The 19,028-nt window shown below is 63.4% G+C and carries 28 protein-coding genes and 1 tRNA gene; 22 read left to right on the forward strand and 7 right to left on the reverse strand.

What is annotated here, in order from left to right:
- Positions 1-2 precede the first annotated feature (2 nt).
- The gene (htpX, locus tag PV772_RS03460; RefSeq protein WP_141159685.1) at positions 3-869 is read left to right on the forward strand and encodes a zinc metalloprotease HtpX; all 867 of its coding nucleotides are present in this window, start codon (positions 3-5) and stop codon (positions 867-869) included.
- Between the two features lie 166 nt (positions 870-1,035).
- On the opposite strand, the gene PV772_RS03465 is transcribed toward htpX, so the two are convergent.
- Complete coding sequence (locus PV772_RS03465) at positions 1,036-1,527, reverse strand: YajQ family cyclic di-GMP-binding protein (RefSeq protein WP_141159686.1); 492 nt, start codon at positions 1,525-1,527, stop codon at positions 1,036-1,038.
- Between the two features lie 183 nt (positions 1,528-1,710).
- Here PV772_RS03465 and PV772_RS03470 point away from each other — a divergent pair, with 183 nt between their 5' ends.
- Both PV772_RS03470 and PV772_RS03475 read left to right on the forward strand, forming a co-directional pair.
- The gene (locus tag PV772_RS03470) at positions 1,711-1,962 is read left to right on the forward strand and encodes a hypothetical protein (RefSeq protein ID WP_347885364.1); all 252 of its coding nucleotides are present in this window, start codon (positions 1,711-1,713) and stop codon (positions 1,960-1,962) included.
- A 165-nt stretch (positions 1,963-2,127) separates the two neighbouring features.
- A tRNA-Tyr gene (locus PV772_RS03475) sits at positions 2,128-2,212 on the forward strand.
- Between the two features lie 38 nt (positions 2,213-2,250).
- Here the strand turns inward: PV772_RS03475 and PV772_RS03480 are convergent.
- On the reverse strand, positions 2,251-3,498 hold the full coding sequence (locus PV772_RS03480; protein ID WP_347885365.1) for a tyrosine-type recombinase/integrase: 1,248 nt from the start codon (positions 3,496-3,498) through the stop codon (positions 2,251-2,253).
- The gene (locus PV772_RS03485) at positions 3,482-4,012 is read right to left on the reverse strand and encodes a hypothetical protein (protein WP_347885366.1); all 531 of its coding nucleotides are present in this window, start codon (positions 4,010-4,012) and stop codon (positions 3,482-3,484) included. Before PV772_RS03485 ends, PV772_RS03480 begins: the two co-directional genes overlap by 17 nt.
- 151 nt (positions 4,013-4,163) lie before the next feature.
- Between PV772_RS03485 and PV772_RS03490 the strand changes: the two genes are divergently transcribed.
- From PV772_RS03490 to PV772_RS03550, 13 genes are all read left to right on the forward strand, one after another.
- On the forward strand, positions 4,164-4,349 hold the full coding sequence (locus PV772_RS03490) for a helix-turn-helix domain-containing protein (protein WP_347885367.1): 186 nt from the start codon (positions 4,164-4,166) through the stop codon (positions 4,347-4,349).
- A 102-nt stretch (positions 4,350-4,451) separates the two neighbouring features.
- Positions 4,452-4,721, forward strand: coding sequence for a hypothetical protein (locus PV772_RS03495; protein WP_347885368.1), 270 nt, complete (start codon positions 4,452-4,454; stop codon positions 4,719-4,721).
- Entirely contained in the window at positions 4,718-5,473 is a 756-nt protein-coding gene (locus tag PV772_RS03500) for a BRO family protein (protein ID WP_347885369.1), read from the forward strand. The genes PV772_RS03495 and PV772_RS03500 overlap by 4 nt, the downstream gene beginning before the upstream one ends.
- Positions 5,463-5,606 carry a hypothetical protein gene (locus PV772_RS03505; protein WP_347885370.1) on the forward strand — a complete coding sequence of 48 codons (144 nt, stop codon included), beginning with the start codon at positions 5,463-5,465 and terminating at the stop codon, positions 5,604-5,606. The genes PV772_RS03500 and PV772_RS03505 overlap by 11 nt, the downstream gene beginning before the upstream one ends.
- 226 nt (positions 5,607-5,832) lie before the next feature.
- Positions 5,833-6,882 (forward strand): hypothetical protein, encoded by a 1,050-nt coding sequence (locus PV772_RS03510; RefSeq protein ID WP_347885371.1) that lies wholly within the window; start codon positions 5,833-5,835, stop codon positions 6,880-6,882.
- Positions 6,879-7,025, forward strand: coding sequence for a hypothetical protein (locus tag PV772_RS03515; protein ID WP_347885372.1), 147 nt, complete (start codon positions 6,879-6,881; stop codon positions 7,023-7,025). The genes PV772_RS03510 and PV772_RS03515 overlap by 4 nt, the downstream gene beginning before the upstream one ends.
- A 164-nt stretch (positions 7,026-7,189) precedes the next feature.
- Positions 7,190-7,717: a helix-turn-helix transcriptional regulator gene (locus PV772_RS03520; RefSeq protein ID WP_347885373.1), complete on the forward strand. Its 528-nt coding sequence runs from the start codon at positions 7,190-7,192 to the stop codon at positions 7,715-7,717.
- Between the two features lie 44 nt (positions 7,718-7,761).
- Entirely contained in the window at positions 7,762-8,106 is a 345-nt protein-coding gene (locus PV772_RS03525) for a hypothetical protein (protein ID WP_347885374.1), read from the forward strand.
- A 214-nt stretch (positions 8,107-8,320) separates the two neighbouring features.
- A complete protein-coding gene (locus tag PV772_RS03530) occupies positions 8,321-8,497 on the forward strand; it encodes a helix-turn-helix domain-containing protein (RefSeq protein ID WP_347885375.1) in 177 nt (58 codons plus the stop codon).
- Entirely contained in the window at positions 8,494-9,279 is a 786-nt protein-coding gene (locus PV772_RS03535) for a hypothetical protein (protein ID WP_347885376.1), read from the forward strand. Before PV772_RS03530 ends, PV772_RS03535 begins: the two co-directional genes overlap by 4 nt.
- Entirely contained in the window at positions 9,276-9,506 is a 231-nt protein-coding gene (locus PV772_RS03540; RefSeq protein ID WP_347885377.1) for a hypothetical protein, read from the forward strand. Before PV772_RS03535 ends, PV772_RS03540 begins: the two co-directional genes overlap by 4 nt.
- Positions 9,507-9,517: 11 nt before the next feature.
- Positions 9,518-9,871 carry a hypothetical protein gene (locus tag PV772_RS03545; RefSeq protein WP_347885378.1) on the forward strand — a complete coding sequence of 118 codons (354 nt, stop codon included), beginning with the start codon at positions 9,518-9,520 and terminating at the stop codon, positions 9,869-9,871.
- Complete coding sequence (locus PV772_RS03550) at positions 9,864-12,542, forward strand: hypothetical protein (RefSeq protein WP_347885379.1); 2,679 nt, start codon at positions 9,864-9,866, stop codon at positions 12,540-12,542. Before PV772_RS03545 ends, PV772_RS03550 begins: the two co-directional genes overlap by 8 nt.
- 189 nt (positions 12,543-12,731) lie before the next feature.
- Here PV772_RS03550 and PV772_RS03555 read toward each other — a convergent pair whose 3' ends face one another.
- The 3 genes from PV772_RS03555 to PV772_RS03565 all read right to left on the reverse strand — a co-directional run bounded on the left by PV772_RS03555 (position 12,732) and on the right by PV772_RS03565 (position 14,139).
- Positions 12,732-13,154, reverse strand: coding sequence for a hypothetical protein (locus PV772_RS03555; protein ID WP_347885380.1), 423 nt, complete (start codon positions 13,152-13,154; stop codon positions 12,732-12,734).
- Between the two features lie 57 nt (positions 13,155-13,211).
- Positions 13,212-13,739 (reverse strand): hypothetical protein, encoded by a 528-nt coding sequence (locus PV772_RS03560; RefSeq protein ID WP_347885381.1) that lies wholly within the window; start codon positions 13,737-13,739, stop codon positions 13,212-13,214.
- 100 nt (positions 13,740-13,839) lie between these two features.
- Complete coding sequence (locus tag PV772_RS03565; protein ID WP_347885382.1) at positions 13,840-14,139, reverse strand: hypothetical protein; 300 nt, start codon at positions 14,137-14,139, stop codon at positions 13,840-13,842.
- Between the two features lie 134 nt (positions 14,140-14,273).
- Between PV772_RS03565 and PV772_RS03570 the strand changes: the two genes are divergently transcribed.
- The 4 genes from PV772_RS03570 to PV772_RS03585 all read left to right on the forward strand — a co-directional run bounded on the left by PV772_RS03570 (position 14,274) and on the right by PV772_RS03585 (position 16,462).
- Positions 14,274-14,489, forward strand: coding sequence for a helix-turn-helix domain-containing protein (locus tag PV772_RS03570; protein WP_347885383.1), 216 nt, complete (start codon positions 14,274-14,276; stop codon positions 14,487-14,489).
- Positions 14,490-14,718: 229 nt separating this feature from the next.
- Positions 14,719-15,102 carry a type II toxin-antitoxin system antitoxin SocA domain-containing protein gene (locus PV772_RS03575; protein WP_347885384.1) on the forward strand — a complete coding sequence of 128 codons (384 nt, stop codon included), beginning with the start codon at positions 14,719-14,721 and terminating at the stop codon, positions 15,100-15,102.
- Positions 15,103-15,144: 42 nt separating this feature from the next.
- Positions 15,145-15,612, forward strand: a complete 468-nt coding sequence (locus PV772_RS03580; RefSeq protein WP_347885385.1) for a hypothetical protein — start codon at positions 15,145-15,147, stop codon at positions 15,610-15,612.
- A 424-nt stretch (positions 15,613-16,036) separates the two neighbouring features.
- Entirely contained in the window at positions 16,037-16,462 is a 426-nt protein-coding gene (locus PV772_RS03585) for a CBS domain-containing protein (RefSeq protein WP_141159688.1), read from the forward strand.
- 74 nt (positions 16,463-16,536) lie between these two features.
- Here the strand turns inward: PV772_RS03585 and PV772_RS03590 are convergent, their stop codons facing one another.
- Positions 16,537-17,538, reverse strand: coding sequence for a LysM domain-containing protein (locus PV772_RS03590; RefSeq protein ID WP_347885386.1), 1,002 nt, complete (start codon positions 17,536-17,538; stop codon positions 16,537-16,539).
- Positions 17,539-17,925: 387 nt separating this feature from the next.
- On the opposite strand from PV772_RS03590, the gene PV772_RS03595 reads away from it, so the two are divergent.
- Both PV772_RS03595 and PV772_RS03600 read left to right on the forward strand, forming a co-directional pair.
- Complete coding sequence (locus tag PV772_RS03595; RefSeq protein WP_347885387.1) at positions 17,926-18,480, forward strand: acyl-CoA thioesterase; 555 nt, start codon at positions 17,926-17,928, stop codon at positions 18,478-18,480.
- A 93-nt stretch (positions 18,481-18,573) separates the two neighbouring features.
- Positions 18,574-19,008 (forward strand): thioredoxin family protein, encoded by a 435-nt coding sequence (locus tag PV772_RS03600; protein WP_141159691.1) that lies wholly within the window; start codon positions 18,574-18,576, stop codon positions 19,006-19,008.
- The last annotated feature ends 20 nt before the right edge of the window (positions 19,009-19,028 follow it).

Genomic DNA, 19,028 nt, shown 5'->3' on the forward strand with positions numbered 1-19,028 from the left:
ACGTGCACAACCATCACAATGGCCTGAAGACCGCGGCACTGTTCGGCGTGCTGTGGGCGGTGCTGTTGGGCCTGGGCGGACTGATCGGTGTAGGGACCCGCAGTTCGGCGCCCATCTGGATCATGGCCCTGGTCGGCGTCGGCACCACGTTCTACGGGTACTGGAACAGCGACAAGATCGCCATCCGCTCCATGCAGGCCTTCCCGGTGACCGAAGCCCAGGCACCGCAGCTGTACCAGATTGTCCGCGAGCTCTCCACGCGTGCCAACCAGCCCATGCCGCGGATCTACGTCTCGCCCACCATGAACCCCAACGCCTTCGCCACCGGACGCAACCCGCAGAATGCCGCCGTTTGCTGCACCGAGGGCATCCTTCAGCTCCTCAATGCCCGCGAACTCCGCGGCGTCCTGGGCCACGAGCTGATGCACGTGTATAACCGCGACATCCTCACCTCGTCCGTGGCCGCAGCCGTCGCCGGCGTCATCACGTCGGTGGGGCAGATGCTCCTGTTCTTCGGCGGCGGTGACCGGCGCAACGCCAACCCGCTGGCCATGATCGCCATGGCACTGCTGGCGCCCTTTGCTGCCTCGCTGATCCAGATGGCCATCTCGCGAACCAGGGAGTACGACGCCGATGAGGACGGTTCACAGCTCACGGGGGATCCGCTGGCGCTCGCCTCAGCCCTGGCCAAGATTGAGCGCGGCGTCGGCATTGCCCCGCTGCCGCAGGACCAGCGGCTGGTCAACGCCTCGCACCTGATGATCGCCAACCCCTTCCGTGGCGGCGCCATGAACAAGCTGTTCGCCACCCACCCGCCCATGCGGGACCGGATTGCCCGGCTGGAGCGGATGGCGGGCCGCCAGCTGTAGCCGGGAACCCGCCTTCGGACCCCGCGTGGCGACGCGCACCTGCTCTGCCGACGCGCATGGTCACCTGTGACGCGCAAAAAAGGCTGGTGCGCCCCGAATCCGGGGTGCGCCAGCCTTTTTGCGTGTCGTCCAACGGGTTGCGCGTCGGGAACGACGGCGGGAAGGGCTAGCTGCGGAAGTTCACAAACTGCAGGTCGGCTTCCTCGAAGTCCTTCAGCAGGGCCATGGTGGCCTGCAGGTCGTCGCGGGACTTGGAGGACACGCGCAGTTCGTCGCCCTGGATCTGCGACTTGACCGACTTGGGTCCTTCGTCGCGGATGAGCTTGTTGATCTTCTTGGCCAGGTCCTGGGCAATACCTTCCTTGATGGAGGCCTCCAGGCGGTACTCCTTGCCCGAGGCGTACGGTTCTCCCTCGTCCAGGGACTTCAGCGAGATGCCGCGCTTGATCAGCTTGGACTGGAAAACGTCCAGGACGGCCTTCACGCGCTCTTCCGAATTGGCCTTCATCAGGATCTTCTCGCCGCTGAAGTCGATCTCGGCGCCAACGCCCTTGAAGTCATAGCGTTGGGCGATTTCCTTCTGGGACTGGTTGAGCGCGTTGGCCACTTCCTGCTTGTCCACTTTGCTTACGACGTCGAACGTTGACTCGCCTGCCATGACTCTCCTTTGTTGATGGGAGCCCCGCGGATACAGGGCCTGGATCACTGGCATCCAGCCTAATACGGATGCCCGGGCCGGTGGGGGCGGCCCATTCACAGTTCCCTCTCAGCGGACGCACCGGGGGAACGAAGGCGGGCTGGCGAGAGTTGGAGCAGATGGACCGCAGTTGAAGGGAACACCATGCACCGCAAAGCCGCCCGATACGTTACCCGCACTACGACAGCAGCAGGGGCGGTGGCAGCGGCGGCGTCTTCGGTGGCGGCCGCTGCCGTGGCGGCTTCAATTGTCTTCAGCCCCGTGGCCGACGCCTCGTCCCGGATGGATGGCGTGCGGGCAGACCTGCAGCGGGCCGTGCAGCTGAACCAGATCACTGAGGAGCAGGCCCTGAGCTTCGAAGCCAAGCTGGCAGGACGGATCCTGGGGGAGGACTGAGGGCTGGAATTCCGCGCCGTTTTGCCGGTTTTGCGGCGGTGGCGCCCCCGATTCGATTCTTCGCCGGAAGTTCTGTAAAGTTGTCTTGCCCGCGGTTACTAAAGCGGAAAGGACCGGAAACGTTCCTTCCGAACACTGCATCGGCGGGTACTTCTTTTGAAGTTCGGCAGATTACCCGAGCGGCCAAAGGGGGCTGACTGTAAATCAGCTGGCAACGCCTACGGGGGTTCGAATCCCTCATCTGCCACCAGCCAGTAATGGCAAGGAATTTAGCCCTTCCGGGATCTCTTAGGAGAGACCGGAGGGGCTTTTTTCATGCCCTGTGAGCACAGTTGTGAGCACACTCTTACGCGCAGGCAGCAAAGAGGCCGCGCCTTCCACTGCATTCCGGGCGGCGTCCCCCACCATGTGGGCGTACAGGTCCCGGGTGATCTGGCTGTTGCTGTGGCCCATGGACTTGGACACGATGGCGAGATCCTGGCCGCTGGCAAGCATCAGCGAGGCGTGGAGGTGCCTAAGGTCGTGGAGCCGCATCATGGGCAAGCCAAGCTTCTTCACGGTCAGTTCGAAGAGCTTGGACACGTAGCCGGGACGGAGCTGCCGGCCATCCTCATAGGTGAACACGCGGCGGCTGTCCGTGTACGCCTCAGCCCACTTCTGGCGCTCTTGGTCCTGCTGGATCTTCCAAGCGATCAGAGCGGCCACAGCACGGTCTGAGAGGGCTACCACGCGGTCCTGCCCGGCGTCGGTCTTGATGGTCCCCTCGATGATGTCCTTGCCCACTTGCACGAGCTGGACCCGGACGAACAGGCGGCGGCCGGGAAGGTCGATGTCCTGCCACCGGAGGCCGCACAGCTCCCCGCGGCGCATGCCCGTGAGGACGGCGACCTCAAACATGGCGCCCAGGCGGTGCTCCGCGACGGCATCAAGGAAGCGGCCAGCGTCGGACGGCTCCCAAACCTTGATCTTCTTCTTCTCAACCTTGGGCAGGCGAGCCCCGGCAGCCACGTTCTCAGCCAGCAGCCCATCCTGGACGGCGTCAGTGAGGGCGCTCGAGAGGGTGGCGTGGATCCGCTTGATGGTGACGGCGCCGCGGCCAGCGTCCTGCAGGGCCTTGATCAGGCCTGCCACGTGCGGGCGGCGGAGGTCCTTCAGCAGGATCTTGGTTCCGAACGCCGGCACCACATCGTTGTGGATGTACCGCTTGTACATGCGCAGCGTGGAGGGTTTGAGCTGGGCATGGCGCTCCTGGCCGTCCAGCCACTCCGTGAGGTACGCGGCGGCGGTGGTCTTCTTGAAGTCGTACACCTGGCCGCGGAGTTGCTTCTCCGCCTCCCGCATAGCCTCCTCAGCGTCCCCGGAGGAAGCGAAGCTGTAATTCGTCACGTACTGCCGCTTGCCCGTCACCGGGTTGAAGCCGGCGGACAGTCGATAGCCCCACGTCCCATGCCGGTAACTCTTCAGCTTCGGGCAAGCGGCGCCGTACTGCTTGCCGTTCTCGTCCCGGCAGCCGCAGCGCCTAGTTACTTTGGCCATTGTCGTCCTCTCTTGCGTCTACGGGAGGTATATGGCCCGCAGCCCGGGCCCTCCCGATCCAAGCCCCAGCCGTACTTCTGGAGATATTGAAGGTCTCCTCCACCGCCTTGGTTGGGGCGTTGTCTATTAGCTCGCTGATTCGGTAGATCCTCCCGACCCATGTGAGCGTTTCGGCGGTCGGTCCTGCCTGTTTCAAGCGCTGCGCTTCACTCGTCGGGAGCATGCCCAGCGCGGAAACCTGCGTGCCGGCGGGGATCTCACTGCCAATGCTTCGCTGGATCCCCTGCTTGACGGCGTCCCGCAAGATGCTCTGAATGGCAACTTTCCGGAGTGCTTCTCCCGTGACGGGTTCACCGCCGGGGATGCGGCTAACCGTCAGCGAGTCAATCTCGATCCGCCCCGAGTCGGACACGGACACCTGGGCGTCCACGTCGTAGCCCTTGTATGACCGGATGCGAGTGGTGGCCTGCCGCCAAATCGTGACGCCAGGGACTATCTCGACTGACCCGTCCATTTGTTCCCATGTAACTTCCATGGCCCCCATAATCCACGAAACAGTGATGCTCCGTCAAGAACAATCGGCACCTGTTGACAAAGGGTGCCGATTGAATATCTAATGGTGTTCGTAACCCGCTGACGGAGGGTACCGACACAGGAGGATTCAAATGAGTGAAAAGCAGGAGCCGCTGACCTTGACCCCGCGGCAGGCAGCGCCGATGGTCCCCATGGGAATCAATCAGTTTTACGCGGCGGTCCGTGAAGGGAAAGTTCCTTCCCTTCGGATCGGAAACAGCATCCGGATCCCACGCAAGAAGTTCATTGCGTGGCTCAACGGCGAAGATGCGGCCTAGTCGAGCCGGTACGGCCGGCAACCGCTCCAAGGCAAAAAGAAGGGCCTCAGCTGCGAACTGAGACCCGAGAATCTACTCACCCCAGAAGGAAGAAAGATCAAGATGAACTCTACCGCACAAGCTGACATCCTGCCCACCAACCCAACCGTGCAGGACTGCCGCCGCCTCGGCGCCATCGTTTCGCTGGCCCGCTTCCAGGTGCGATCGGATGCACCCTGGGACCCCGAAGAGACTGCAGAAGTGATCTACAACAGCTTGGAGCTCAGGCCCTTCCGGCTTCTCGCCCGCCTCGCTGTGACGATGGCCAAGGACCCGCGCTACAAGAGCCCCGCCGTCATCCGCCACGCCGCTGCTGGAGTGATCAGCCTGTGAGCACCTTGCAGCAGTTCCTCTACGCCGGTCACGAGGTCCGAACCCTGCAGATGGACGGGGAACCCTGGTTCGTCCTCGCGGACCTTTGCACGGTACTGGGCCTCCGCAACGCCACGATGATCTCCCAGCGGATCGACCCGGATGCCCTAAGCCAGGCTGAGGTCATCGACTCCATGGGCCGGAAGCAGACTGCCAGCGTCGTCAACGAGGCCGGCATGTACGAGGTCGTCATCCGCTCGGACAAGCCGGAGGCCGTCAAGTTCCGCCGCTGGATCACGGGGGAGGTGCTGCCGGTCCTCCGCAAGACGGGCGCCTACACGGCCGGTCCGGCGTACGCGCTTCCGCAGAGCTTCGCTGACGCGCTCCGCCAGCTCGCGGACTCCTGTGAGCAACTGGAGGCGGCGGCGCCCAAGGTGGAGGCCTACGACGCCCTCATGGAAGCTGACGGACTCCTCTCTATGCAGGCGGCCGCCAAGGCCCTCGGCTACGGGCCGAACATCCTGTATCGGGACTTGCGCCGCATGGGCGTCCTGCAGGGTAACAACCTGCCGTATCAGCGCTACCTGCACCACTTTGACGTCAAGCTCGGCAGCTACCGGAACCGCAGAGGCGAGACCGTTCCGACGACAACCACCATGGTCCGGCCCGAGGGGCTGGACTTCCTCCGCCGGAAACTCGCGAAAGCCGCAGAGCAGGCCACAGCGGCCGCTGACAGCCTCTCCATGAGTGGCGGTGCCCCAGATGGCGACTGACGCGGACCTCGCCGCAGCATGGGCTTCCGGCTACTGGCACGGGACCAGCCACACGGGCCCGCTGAATGATGCCGTCGTGGCCGCCAAGAACCCGTACGAAGCGCACGACACCACCGCAGTAGACCAGGACTAATGAAAGGAACCCCTTGGACCAGGATCGCGAATTTACTCGCATCCCCCGCGGGCGTTATGAGTGGGAGCAGGTCGTGCGCTCACACCCGGTCAGTAAGCCCAGCGTGAAACTCGTGGCGCTCGTAATGGCCACATATGCCAACACGCGGACGGGGGGCCAAGTGCGGCCAGGTGTAGCCCGGCTAGTGGCAGACACGGGGACCAGTCGAAACGTGGTCCTGCGGGCCTTGGCTGAGTTGAAAGACCTGGGCTTCATTGACCAGCTGACCCGCGGCGGCAACTTGGGTAGGGCATCCAAGGGCATGGCGAGCATTTACCAGCTGACCGTGCCATCCGACCTCGTAGCTGAAGCGGAAGGGGTCCCACCACTGGGACATGATCCGTTGGAAGAGGTCCCAGCAGCGGGACATCTTGACCCGGAACAGGTCCCAGAATCACAGGAACAGGTCCCAGTCGAGATCGAAACAGGTCCCAATATCGACGGAACAGGTCCCGGCGCTGGCACCCTACCTCTACAAACACACCCCTCCAATAAAACACCTCTACAAAATCACCCCCAATCTGTCACCCAAGCTGACGCGCACGAGGAGCAGGGAGAGATAGACCTCGATATCCCTGCCAAAAAGCCGCCACTCTCCAAAGCTGCCCTTGCCAAACAGATAGCAGAGGACTTCACCGAGTGGTACGAGGTCTACCCCAAGCACATAGGCAGGGGAGCGGCGACCAACGCCTATGCCAAGGCCCGTAAGAGCGGTGCCGGCGCTGAAGAGCTCATGGCAGGGGCCAGGCGCTACGCGGCAGAGCGTAAAGGCGAAGACCCCAAGTTCACCGCACAGCCGGCTACCTGGCTGAATCAGGAGCGGTGGCTCGATGATCCCACCCATATGGGGGAGATCGACGTGGACGCCATCCTGGGCAAGGACTACTGGACTCCCGGCACACCCCCGGCAGGGCTCAGCGTCTCAGAAGAGATCGGCTGGAAGAAAGAGCAACGGGCCCTACATAACGCCGAACGCCTCAAGGAAGCCAAAGCCAAGCAAGCAGCTACCGGATGGAAGCTCGGCCTAGATCAGCCGCCTTTAGGCCCTTGGGATCCGGCCTACCACCAACGCGGGAAGCTCACGACCTCCCAGAAGATGCAAAACACCATCACCAACGGCATGCGCCTACAAGCCCAGTACAACGCAGCCCGTGGCCTCCCCACCGTGCCCAGGCAATACGAATGGTGCAACCCACCCCGAGAAATCGAAGCCCCAGAAGAGGAGCAAAGCGCATGACCCCCACAGAACTCCAAGGCATCGGCTACGTCATGCCCTCCCAATGCGACCAGTGCGTCGTCGCCGTGGACGACGGTGACTACGTCACCCACTACGCCCACGAAACCGACTGCATCCACGCCAGGAAGGACCACACCAAATGACAGGAACGAATGCGTACGGTACGCACCTTGCGCGTGCGGACGCGGGCGCGTTGGGCCATGAGGACGGTTCGTACGGTACGAACACACGGAACGGTTCCGATGCCGCTCGTGCACACGCGCACGTTGGGCCACGGCTGGACGGCAACACGGACACTCGCGGACTGGTGGACGATACGGAACGTGAACACCTCCAGCCGTTCGGCAAAGAGGTGCGGGCCATGCGGAAAGCGGCCGGCCTGACTCAGGAGCAGTTGGGGAAGCTGGCAGGCATCGGCATCACTCATATTTCCCGACTGGAGCATGGGCGCAGACGGCCGTCTGTAGACGCTATCAAGGCCCTGGCCCGGGTAATGGCCCCCGAAGGGACTACGGACGCCGCAGAGCAGCGCATGGCACGCCTCGCGGGGGACTCCCTCAGGACCGGGGCAGCACGACGGAAGCGGCAACGCGATAACAAGCACCGCCGCGCCGCACTGAAGCAGATCGAGCGGGCCCGCCGAATCCGGACATACAGGCATGGCTGGACGCCCACGGCGTTGACCGCGATGACGATGACGACGATGAGCTTTGACCGGTCAAAGCGGGCCATGCGCGCATACGCGTTGGGCCACATGTCAGCTGATTGGGGATCAGTTGCCCTGGTCCAATCCATTGCAAACACAGGGAAGTTTTACCCAGTGATCACACGGTGAGCACATTCACCCGGTACCAGCACACCCAGCGAAAGGCACACAAAATGAACCAGGACGACTTCACCACCCACACCCTTACCGACGTTGAATACCCGGCGTACTACGGGCTGCACCCGGCAACGAAAGGCTCAGGACTCATCCGGGCCACGGCGAATGCCACCTGCCAACGCGTCACAGTCATCGTTGACGCCGGCTACGCCGCGATGATCCGGCACGTGCAGGCGGACTCCCTCCCGGATGAGGACGCCGTCCTGACGGGCGAAGCAGTCCGATGGATGCGCCTCGGCTGGCCGGAGGACTGGACACCGGGCCGCGCCCCCGGAGCCTGGGCTCCCGTGTACCTCCTGGAGTACAGCGCCCCCGTCGAAGGTGGGCACGGCCTTGGCTGACGCGCAGGAGCCCTGCCTGGATGAGCTAATCACTGGCAAGGTCGCTGAAGCCGTCCTCCGGGCCCTGATGCGAGACGCAGTGAATCAATCCAGAGTGAACGGGGCCAGCGTGCCCTGGTGGGCTCTCCCGGTTTACAAGGCTCTGCAGGACGCCGCCGGTCAAAATTTGTCCCGCCCTGCACTCATGGCCGTTGTCGGACGCACTGTCCCTAGCGTGGGAAGTGCTCAGTGGTTGGGTGTCATGGACGCCGCGGCCCGGACCGGAATGAGTGAACGGCACATCCGCCGCCTCGCCTCCACCGGCCGGGTCGTGGCCCGCCGGGTCGGCCGCCGTAACTGGGTAGTAGACATCGACTCATTGGAAAACGTCCTAAGGAACCAGGCAGCATGACCACCACAGAACCCAGCCCCCGAGCCATCATCGCGGAAGCAGAGCAGGAAGAGCGCGAAGCCGCGGCACTCGTCGCCACCCTTGAAGAGAAGGTCCGCGACGGTGACGAGGCGGTGACGTTCGAAGAGGTGGAGAAAGCCCGCGGCCTGCTGTCTTTCGTGCGATTGCGCCAGGAAGCGGCCCGCCGAAAGGCAGCGAAGGCCCAGGAAGCCGCCCGGCTCGCGGCCTGTGAGGCCCTGTACGAGGACGTCAGCGCCCACGTGAAGGGGGACGGGCAGCGCTTCAGCGAACAGCTCAGGACCGCTGTGGAGGCGCTCCGAGCCTTCCATAACGCCGTGGAGGAACGCAACGAGAAGATCCGGGGGTACCGCCAGCGTGCGGAAGCCCTAGGTATCCCGGTACACAAGCACACCGGCCCGGCCTCGACTGCCGCCCACGGCGGTGTCCGGCTCGCGACCGGTGGTGGTCCCGGACTCGCGGGCGGCGTCGTCGTTGGCCGTTCACGGGTGGACATGGTGGATGCTGACACGTTCGCAAACCGCGCCCTGGACCTGCTGGTAAGGGAGGGCAAGCTGAAGCTTCTCTCATTCGTTGACGCAGGCGCAGACCTTTTCGGTGATCTGGCCGCCATAGACGCCGAAGCCCCGGAAAGCTCCGCCAAGTACTTTTACCGGAACCGGGAAACCGGGGGTATCTTCCGCAAGGATGAGCCCTTCACGGATGAGCAGATCAAGAGCGGCAACCTGACCGCGATCACCAAGGCTGAGGCGGACGCAGAATGAGCGCCGCGCAGAAGACCCTCGCACAGCTTCAGTCGATGACGGCGGACGAGATCGTGGCCGCGCAGAATGCCGGCGCCCTGGATGACCTGCTGAGGAACGGCACCCCGGAGACAGTCGCAGCACGGAAGGAACAGGAGCGCGTCAGGATGGCGGAGGCTATCAGCGATGCGGAGGCCGCCCTGGTCGACGGGATCCATGAGCCTGGTGCCATTGGCGGGAAGGTCTAAAGGTAACCATCATGGCATTGCGCCCGTACGAAGAGATTGTTGGCCCGCTGGTCATCCCGGCCCGCGGCAAGGAATACCCGCTCCCCACCATCAGCCTGCAGGACGGGCTCCGGATGCACACCGCGGCGCACGGCGGCGCCGACCTCTCCCTGGAAGACCTCACCGTCATCATCCTCGGGGACGCCCGCCAGCAGATGCTGGACGACGGTGTCCCCCTCGCCGTGATCGACCGTGCCCTGTGGGCCGGGATCGCTGACTACCAGCAGGGCCGTGAGGCCGCCGAACAGGTCTGGGAGAACGGCGTCCCAAAAGCCGTGCTGGAGGAACTGACGAAGATCCTCAACCAGGGCAGCCGCAATGAGTGACGGGACGCATAACGCCGGCAGCATCGAAGCGGTCCTAAAGGTCGATGACTCCGACTTCAAAAGGGGTATGGCTGAGGCGAAGACTGAAGCCAAAGAAGTTGGCGCCCTAGAGCCGAAGGTCAAGGTTGACGCCAACGTCGGACCCGCCCTCGCCAAGCTGGAGGCGGTCGCCAAGGCAGAGCGGGACCTGGATGTGGCCTATCAGCGGTCATCCATAGCCCAGGAGAAACTGAGCGCCGTCACTCAAAAGTACGGCGACGACTCCATCCAGGCCGCTAGTGCACGGCTGGCTCTGACCAAGGCCGCCAATGCGGAGTCCGACGCGGAGGCAAAGCTCACCACACTCCGGCAGCGCTCCACCGAAGAGCAGGACAAGGAAACCGAATCCACCAAAGCGGGGGTCCGCGCCAACCGGGACCGGGTCAGCGGCCTCCAGGTCCTCCTGGCACTGGCCCCGGGCATCCTCGCCGCCGCCGCCCCGATCGCCGGGGCCGCCACCGGCCTCGCGGTCGGGTTCGGCGTCATGGGCCTCTCCGGTGTGCTGGCGTTCAAGGGCATCAAGGACGCCATGGAGGTCGGGGACCGCGTAGGTAACCAGTACGCGGCCGGCCTGCAGGGCATCAAGACAGACCTGAACTCTCTCGCCGGCACCAGCGCGAACGCCATGCTTGTGTCGTTCAACCAATCGGTCGGGGACATCAACGCCAAGATGCCGTTCCTCACCAACATGGTGGGCCAGGGCTCCGCTGCGCTGGGCCAGATGGGTGGCACGGCATTGCGTGGTGTCCTGACCGGCCTGCAGCAGATGAACCCGCTCATCCAGGAGGGTGAGGTGCAGTTGGGCAAGTTCGTAGCCTGGCTGTTCTCCTTCAACGGCACCAGTGGCTTCCAGTCGTTCATCGGTTACTCCATCGACAACCTCCCGTCAGTGATGCATCTGCTGGAGAACCTGGTCATCACAGGCGGCCACATCCTGTCGGCCTTCGCCCCACTGGGCCCGGTCATGCTGACCCTGCTGAACGGGCTGACGGACGGGCTGAACGCTCTTCCACTGCCGGTTCTGGCCGGGCTGGTCACCAGCGCCACGTTACTGGGCCCAGCCCTGCGTGTGGCTTTCGCCCCCGGCGTCTCAACACTGATCATCGCAGTGGCTGAGGCCATCGGCCTGACGGGTGTGATGGCTAACCTGGCCGTGCCTGTGGTGGGTGTCCTGACCGCCCTGATTGCCGGTGTGGGGATAGCGGCGGCCACGTCCGCCCTCGGTACCGACAAGGCCACAGCTGCCGTGCAGGACTACACCCAGGCGCTGAAGGACGACACGAACGGGATCGGCGCCCACGTCCAGGCCCAGGCCGCCAAGGCGCTCTCCGATGCCGGGGCTTTCGACGCGGCCCGGACCCTCGGGATCTCACAGAAGACCCTCACGGACGCCGTTCTGGGCAGCGCGGACGCCATCAACAAAGTCAACGACGCGGTGAAGGCCGGCAAGCAGTTCCAGAACGACTGGACCCAGGGCGTTGTGGACGGCAACACGGGTATCTACATCGCCACCCAGGCCCAGAACGACATGGGCAAGGCCATCGACCTCGTTACGGGGCAGGTCAAGTCCCAGACGGACGCAATCGACCGGTCCAAGCAGGCCAACGCTGATCAGACGGCAGCTACATCGGCACAGACCGCGGCACTGCAGGCAGAGGCCACACAGTACGGCACGACGGTGCAGGCGCTCCTGGCGGCCAAGGACGCCCAGGACAAGAACGCACAGTCCACGGCTGAGGCCACGGCAAAGATGCAGCAGCAGAATGACGCTGCCGGTCTGCTGAAGATGACTCTTGATGGGCTGAATGGCAAGGCGCTGTCAGCTGCCCAGGCGCAGAACGCGTTCGACTCTTCCCTGGCGAACATGGGTGACCACGTCAGTGCCACGGGCAAGAAGATCCAGTTCACAACCACCTCCATTGACGACATGTCTGCCGCGTCGGTGGCCTTGCGCGGGCAGCTCAATGGTCAGGTTGCCAACCTGATGAACGTGGTGGAGGCCAACGGCGGGCTGTCGAACTCCACTGGTAAAGCCCGGGAACAGATGGAGGCCATGCGGGCCAAGATCATCGAAAACGCCGTGGCACACGGGGTGGACCGGGATGCGGTTACGAACTACATCGACAAGCTGCTGCAGGTCCCCAAGAGCGTGCCGCCCACGAAACTGGACGTGGACACGTCGGCGGCGGAAGCCGCCCTGCAGGCGCTGACCCGGCACCGGACGGTGGAGATCACCGCGATCACCACCCAAGTTCGCGGCGGCGGATCACCGGATGACCCGTCCATGACCGCGCTGAACCCGGCCCAGCACGCTGCCGGCGGTGAGGTCCTGTACCGGGCCGGCGGCGGTGGTGTCCCGTTCCGTCCGTCCGGGACGGACACGGTCCCGGCGATGCTCACCCCCGGTGAGGTCGTCATCAACCGCGCCTCCGTGCAGTCCCTCGGGCTCGGGAACGTGCTGCAGGCCAACCGGACCGGGCAGTGGCCACAACAGTCCGGTGGGTTCCCCTCATCCCTGACCTTGGTAGTTGATGGCCGGGAGTTCACAGCGTACGTCGCGGAAGTGGCGGACGGGCGCGTGGAGGCTGGCCTGGACAATGTGGCACGGCAGGTCGGCGGCATGCGTCGGTAGTTAGTGCCACTGCAAAAAGACCAGCCCGCTGTCAGGGGACGCCGCCCGGCTCTGACAGCGGGCATTCCCGCGCTTGGTGTGCTCACCGTGTGATCACGGCGTGAAACTGCCCAGTAACCGCAAGGGATCCGAGCGGGGGAGTTGATACGGAATCAGCCCCCCGATAGCGGGAGACATTCCCTCCTTTGGCTAGAATTCGATCTCGTCAGCTACGGACTTCACGTTCTTGGCGTGAAGTTCAGCCTGTGCGTTTCGCTCCGTTTCCCGCGCAACCTTGCCCCGATGCCATTCCTCAGAGAGGGCGTTGACCTTCTCAACGACCCCCTGCAGCGTTCTGGCATGGTGGTCGCGGACTTCCTCGATAGTTGTTTTGCTGAGGACGAATTCGGTGCTGTAGCAGCGCGCTATTCCGGGCCTATGCATAGAGCTGTAGGAAGGCGGGTTGTCCCATACCGCCACCATTGCCTCCTGCTCTTCCGCTGACAAGGGGCGGGACAGTGTAAGCGGGACTGCATAAAGGGCTGAGCCCGGGGAGCCGTCATTTAGTGGTGTTCCCACCAAGGCCTTATTGACGCCGATGATCTTGAAGGGGACGTAGGTTTCGTCTCGCATGAGTGACTCCTATGAATGGGGCCGAAAGTGGTTTATAGGGTCCTGATGTTGGCCTGGCTACTTCGTGTACGGCCGCCAGGCATCCAATACGGAAATCAGGGGGCGGATTGCCCCATTAGCCAGCGTCTCAGCATCGTCACAGGCTTGGCTCTCTGTGTCCTTGCATGCAGTCGTGGCGTCGATAGCTGCAAGATCATCTAGGGCAGAGAGTGTCCGCGTCCTGAGGCTAGAGATTTCGGCGGGCGGAGTGGGCAGCGCACGGATGTTTTTGGCCGCGGTCTTTGCGGTAAGTGTCACAGTCATGGCGCTGAACTTGCATGTCAGAGCCTGCATCTGATCCAGCGGTTTCGTGCTGATGCTCGCGAAGGCACAAGTTGTGATGTTGTCGTTGTAGTCCCGCCAGTTCTTTTCCTGCTCAGTCAGGATGGAGGCGAACTGAGCAACGGTGGCGGTGGGCGTGGGGCTGGGTGTCGGGCTGACGGTCGCGGTCGGACTGGCATCAGCGGCCGGAGTCGTCCCCCCGCAGGCCGACAGGGACAGGGCAGCGACGATGAGACCTGCGGCGATAGGGTAGTGCTTTTTCAATTATTCCCCCATGGAAAATGACGAGTAAGTGGCCCAAGAATACAGCCGCTTGAACCGGCAGGCCCGTTGCGGCGGAAGTATGTCGAATGCCTTTTGGTGACTAAAACACGCTGCTACTGCCGGACCTCTGTGGCGCCTCACCGTACCGACGCGCAGCCTCCAATGGGAGCGCATCGATCTTGACCAAAGCGCGATGGACGGCAGCGATGAGCACGAAAGATCCAACCAGCCCCAGCAGGGCCCCGACGCCGGCCACGATCCAGAAGATCATGGCCATTTGCTGATCTCCTCTTACCACGGCCATGCTGGCAAAGAACCAGCATCCACTGCTCAAGATCGGTCCGCAGATGGACATTGTTACACCGCCGACGAAGAGCCCGGCAGAAGGTTTGAAGTTCATGATCCCCCCAAGAGATAAGTGTTTCTCGAACAGTACAACGCTTAATAGGTCGATTCTGCGGAACTCTTAGGAAGGCTTGCCGCGTGAGTTGGCAAATCCGAAGCCGGCCGTACCCCTGCTGTAACTTCTGGCCCATGACAAGCCAAGAAAAGCCCCTGACCGGTGACGCCAAGGTCAAGGAGGTTGCCGAGTATTTGGGCCTCCACCCCGAGACTGTCCGCTCCATGGCCCGCTCAGGGGACTTCCCCAACTCCTACAAGACCGGGGCCGGCCGGCACTCCAGTCACATCCGCATCCCATGGACCGATGTGGAGGCATGGCGGGCCATGCAACCACGGGTCAACAGGTGACTTCAAGCGAAGTCAGATGGAAGTTCACGAACACGCATCCTCTCGCACGCTCATACACGCACAGCATGTAGACTTGTCTCCAGAAAGGCATGTGGAAAACATGTGCATAAGCGACGGAATTCTGTGGATGAACCCTGGAATTCCTCTTTTCTTTTCTTGGGGAAGCAGGTGATTTTGGTGGCGAGCGTGGCATGACGTAGCGGCCTACATTTTGGATAAAAAAGGGCCCATGTCGGCAATGAAGCTCCAAAAGCTTGCGTACTACTCACAGGCGTGGAGTCTCGTTTGGGACGAGAGGCCGCTATTCGAGGATGACATCCAAGCGTGGGCTAATGGGCCAGTTGTATACGCGCTTTACGACAAGCACCGTGGTCAATTCCAGTTGTCCAACTGGCGATGGGGTAGCCCTGACGTACTCAACGAGGACGAAAAAGAAACCATAGATGCAGTTCTTGATGCTTATGGTCAGTACACGGCTCATGAACTAAGTGAAATGACCCACCGTGAAGATCCGTGGCGGGATGCCCGGCGGGACCTCCCGGAAGGGGCGCGAAGTGCTGCCCATATCTCCCAGGCCTCTTTGCACGAGTACTATCACGGGCTCTCCGGCTGACGCATTGCCGTGGCGAAGGGTAAACCACACAAGAATGTCCCGGTGCCCAAAGGCGGGTGGCAGGTCGCCGCTGGTAAGCATGCAACCCCCCAAGCTCTTCCCGTTGCGACGCAAAAGCGTGCCGTCGTTCTCGACGTTGAGCATGACCAGGTACTTGAACGAAAGCTGGTCTGGCGCTTTAACCAGATTGATAGAGACGGTGACTGGTCTCCGATCAACATCGATCCGCAGCACATCGCAAACCTTTTCGAAAAAATGGCTAGTTTCGAAACCATGACAATCGGGGAGATCTTCGCCCCGGGTAGCGAGCATGGGAAGTCGTACGAAGTAGCGAGCATGCCGGCTCCTCCTCAGAAGCGTCTCCAGGAACTTGAACGCGATGACGAAACCGAAATCGTCCGACTGCGGTGCGGTGGTGCACCAAGGCTCTACGGGTTTCTCAGGGAGCACGTCTTTCACATTCTGTGGTGGGACCCTCTGCATCAAGTGTGGCCCTCGACTAAGAAGTGATTGGTTCCTTAAGAAGCCGGAGAGTCCGGGGCGGCGAGGCATGACGTGTGATCACGGCGTGAGCACACACTCCACGATATGGGTGGGTTCAGGCGGTGACGGCGCTGCCGCCCGCACCCCGGAGATCCCCGGGATCTAGAGCATCCGGGGATCAGCGGGTCTGCGCGGTCACGGTGGTCAAATCACTGTAAATCAGCTGGCAACGCCTACGGGGGTTCGAATCCCTCATCTGCCACCCAAGGAAAAGCCTCCGGAACCATCAGGTTCCGGAGGCTTTTTCGTTGCCCTGGATCCACCGCGGAGCCTTCCGGCAGGGGCGTCGCTCCGCCGTCGACACCATGGTGGTGCGGGCGTAATCTGGCAGCATCGGCGCATGTGCCCCGATGCCCTGCGTCGATATTTCCCATCGATGAAGGAGGATTCAGTGAGTGCCGTACGTGAATTCATGACCACTGATGCGCGATGTATCAGGGAAAACGAGTCCCTTGTGGACGCGGCCCGCATGATGAAGGACCTCGACTGCGGGGCGCTTCCCATCTGCGGTGACGACGGCAAGTTGAAGGGCATGATCACCGACCGCGACATTGTGCTCAAATGCGTCGCCGCCGGCCGCGACCCCGGACAGATGATGGCCCGCGACCTGGCCTCCGGCAAGCCGTACTGCGTTGATGCCGATGCCAACATCGATGAAGCCATCGGCATGATGGAGGAGCACCGGATCCGCAGGCTCCCGGTGATCTCGGACCACAAACTGGTGGGCATCATCAGCCAGGGCGATATTGCCCGCAACTACTCCGAACAGCGCGTGGGTGAACTGGTGGAGCACATCTCAGAACGCCACACGGTGTAGCGCATCATGCCCTTGTCCGCGAATCCGGGCCTTCAAGGTTCGGATCCGCGGACAAGTTCATGAATTCCGGAGTTTCAGTTCAGCGCGATCAGGAGCATCGTGCTGGTTCCCGGAATGCAGGTCTGCAGGATGGCCCTGGGGAAGCCGCCGAAGACCGCGATGACGTCGTTGGTGGTTCCGGGATTCGGGACCGTGCCTCGCCCGGTCACCGTGTACGTTCCATAACCCGGGATGCTTACCGCCTCACCCACGCCGATGCCCGAGAACCGGGCCCACCCGCCGCAGAAATCATGTTCGGTGATGAACAGCGAGAAGCCATCATTGGGGGTGTAGTGGATCGGCCCGATGCACGCGTCCACCATGGACTGGCCACCCGAACCCGCTACATAGATGGTCCGGACGGCAGGAGCAGCCGGCACGACGACGGGAGCCGGGGCGGGTGCCGGTGCAGCCGCCGGTGCTGCTGCGGCGGCTGGAGCGGCCGCGGGAGCCGGAGCAGGTGCGGGCTCGACGACGGCGACAGGGGGCCCCGTCAACAGAAGCGTCTGGCCCGGGAAGATAATGCTGAAGGCACCCAATCCGTTGGCGGCCAGCATGGAATTCATGTCCACGCCATGGGCGGCCGCGATCGCGCCCACGGTGTCTCCCGGGACCACCGTGTACAGGTTGGGGTCACCCGCAGGTTCGGGTGCGGGGGCCGGCTCAGGCGCCGGGACCGGAGCGGCAACAGGTTCCACTGGCGGGGCAGGGGGCGCCTCTGCCGCGGGTGCTTCCGGCTGTGCCGCGGCTGCGGGCACTGCTGCGGCACCGGGCCCGGCCGCGTCACTTGGTTCGGCGCTGGGCGGTGGTGGGGCGGCCTCCGCCACCTGGGCCGCCGCCGTCGTGCTCCCGTCAAGGGACACCGGTGGTGCTGCAAGTGCGCCGACGCCCACTGCGGCCACCACCGCCGCGGTGGCCATGCCGGCCCATAGCTTGTTGCTTATGGCCGGGCGGCCGGTGGTGAGGTCGGTCCGCGGTTCGTCGGTGGCGAAGCTTCTGCTCGCGTTGTCGGGGGAGGGGATTGTTGGCTGTTTCATGGGTTGCCCATCAGGTTTCGGTCCAAGCCGTGGCGATGCGGTGCGCGCCAGGACATTGGACGGATCGAGATGCCAGTGCACCGCCGGCTCCGGCGGCTGCCGGAGCCAATGGCGGCGCAGTATGGAGTCATCCGCACACCCAGAAGATGCGGAGCTCCGCGTGAAGGCAGGAACGGCCGGAAGCCACCCGGCGGACCTGCCAGTGCATGTTTGGTCCTAGGAATCCCGAGTCTAGGAAGCATGCCAACGGCCGGGCACCAGTAGGGATTACCCGACTTTCAAGGCCCGCTACTCGCCCGGACCGGGGCTGCTACTCGACGCCGGGAGCCTGGATACTTGCTGGCGGGGGCCCTGCCGGAAAATGTTACCGGCGGGTAACATAGGGGCATGCACCTGCTCCTGAGAACCCTCCTCCTGCTCTTCCGCTCCGGCCGCCGTCCGCTGTTAGCGGTGTGGGACCCGGCGTCCCTGCCCCTGCGCGTCCTGCCGACGGACATCGACATCGCCATGCACGTCAACAACGGCATGTACCTGTCCCTGATGGACCTGGGCCGGTTCGACCTCATGGTGCGCAGCGGCGTCTGGAAGCGGATGCGCCGCCGCGGCTGGAGCCCTGTGGTGTCCGCGGAAACCATCTCCTTCCGCAAGTCGCTGCAGCTGTGGCAGGAGTACGCCATCGAGACCCGCATCATCGGGCTGGACACCAAGGCGATCTTCTTCGAGCAGAGGATGGTGGCCGACGGCGAGATTTACGCCCGTGCCTACATCGCCACCCGGCTGGTCACCAAGGGCGGTCCGGTCAGCCAGGACGACATCCTCGCGGAGTTCGGCACCCCGCCCGAGGACCTGGTCCTCCCCGAATGGATCCACGAATGGCGCGCCTCCAGCGCCCTCCCCGGCAGCCGCACCCCCGCCCCGCACCTGTGGGATGCCACCGCCTGACCCGGCCGGCCGGCGTCGTCCGCCCGGTATTCCCGATGACGCGGGGAGCGAACATCCGCGACACGGGCAGTCCCGGGCGCGTAGCGTAGACACATGGCTACCCTTGACATCACAGGTGAACAGTTCGCATCGACGATCGAAGGAAACGACATTGTCCTGGTCGATTTCTGGGCAGAGTGGTGCGGTCCCTGCAAGCAGTTCGGGCCCACGTACTCCACCGTTTCCGAGAAGCACCCGGACGTCCTCTTCACCAAGGTGGACACCGAAGCGGAGCAGCAGCTCGCGGCGGAGGCAGGCATTACCTCCATCCCCACACTGATGGCCTTCCGCGAAAAGGTGCTGGTGTTCTCCCAGCCGGGCGCGCTGAACGCCCAGCAGCTGGAACAGGTGGTTGACGCCGTGAAGGCGCTGGACATGGAAGAAGTCCACGCCCATGTGGCCAAGCAGCGCGAGGAAGCGGCAGCCGCGGCGGGCAAGCCTGCCGGCCAGGGCGGACCGCAGGACGGCACCCAGATCCCCGACTTCTAAGACCCGGTTAAACGCAGAAT

This window comes from Pseudarthrobacter sp. CC12, assembly GCF_039907755.1.
Taxonomy (GTDB): Bacteria; Actinomycetota; Actinomycetes; order Actinomycetales; family Micrococcaceae; genus Arthrobacter; species Arthrobacter niigatensis.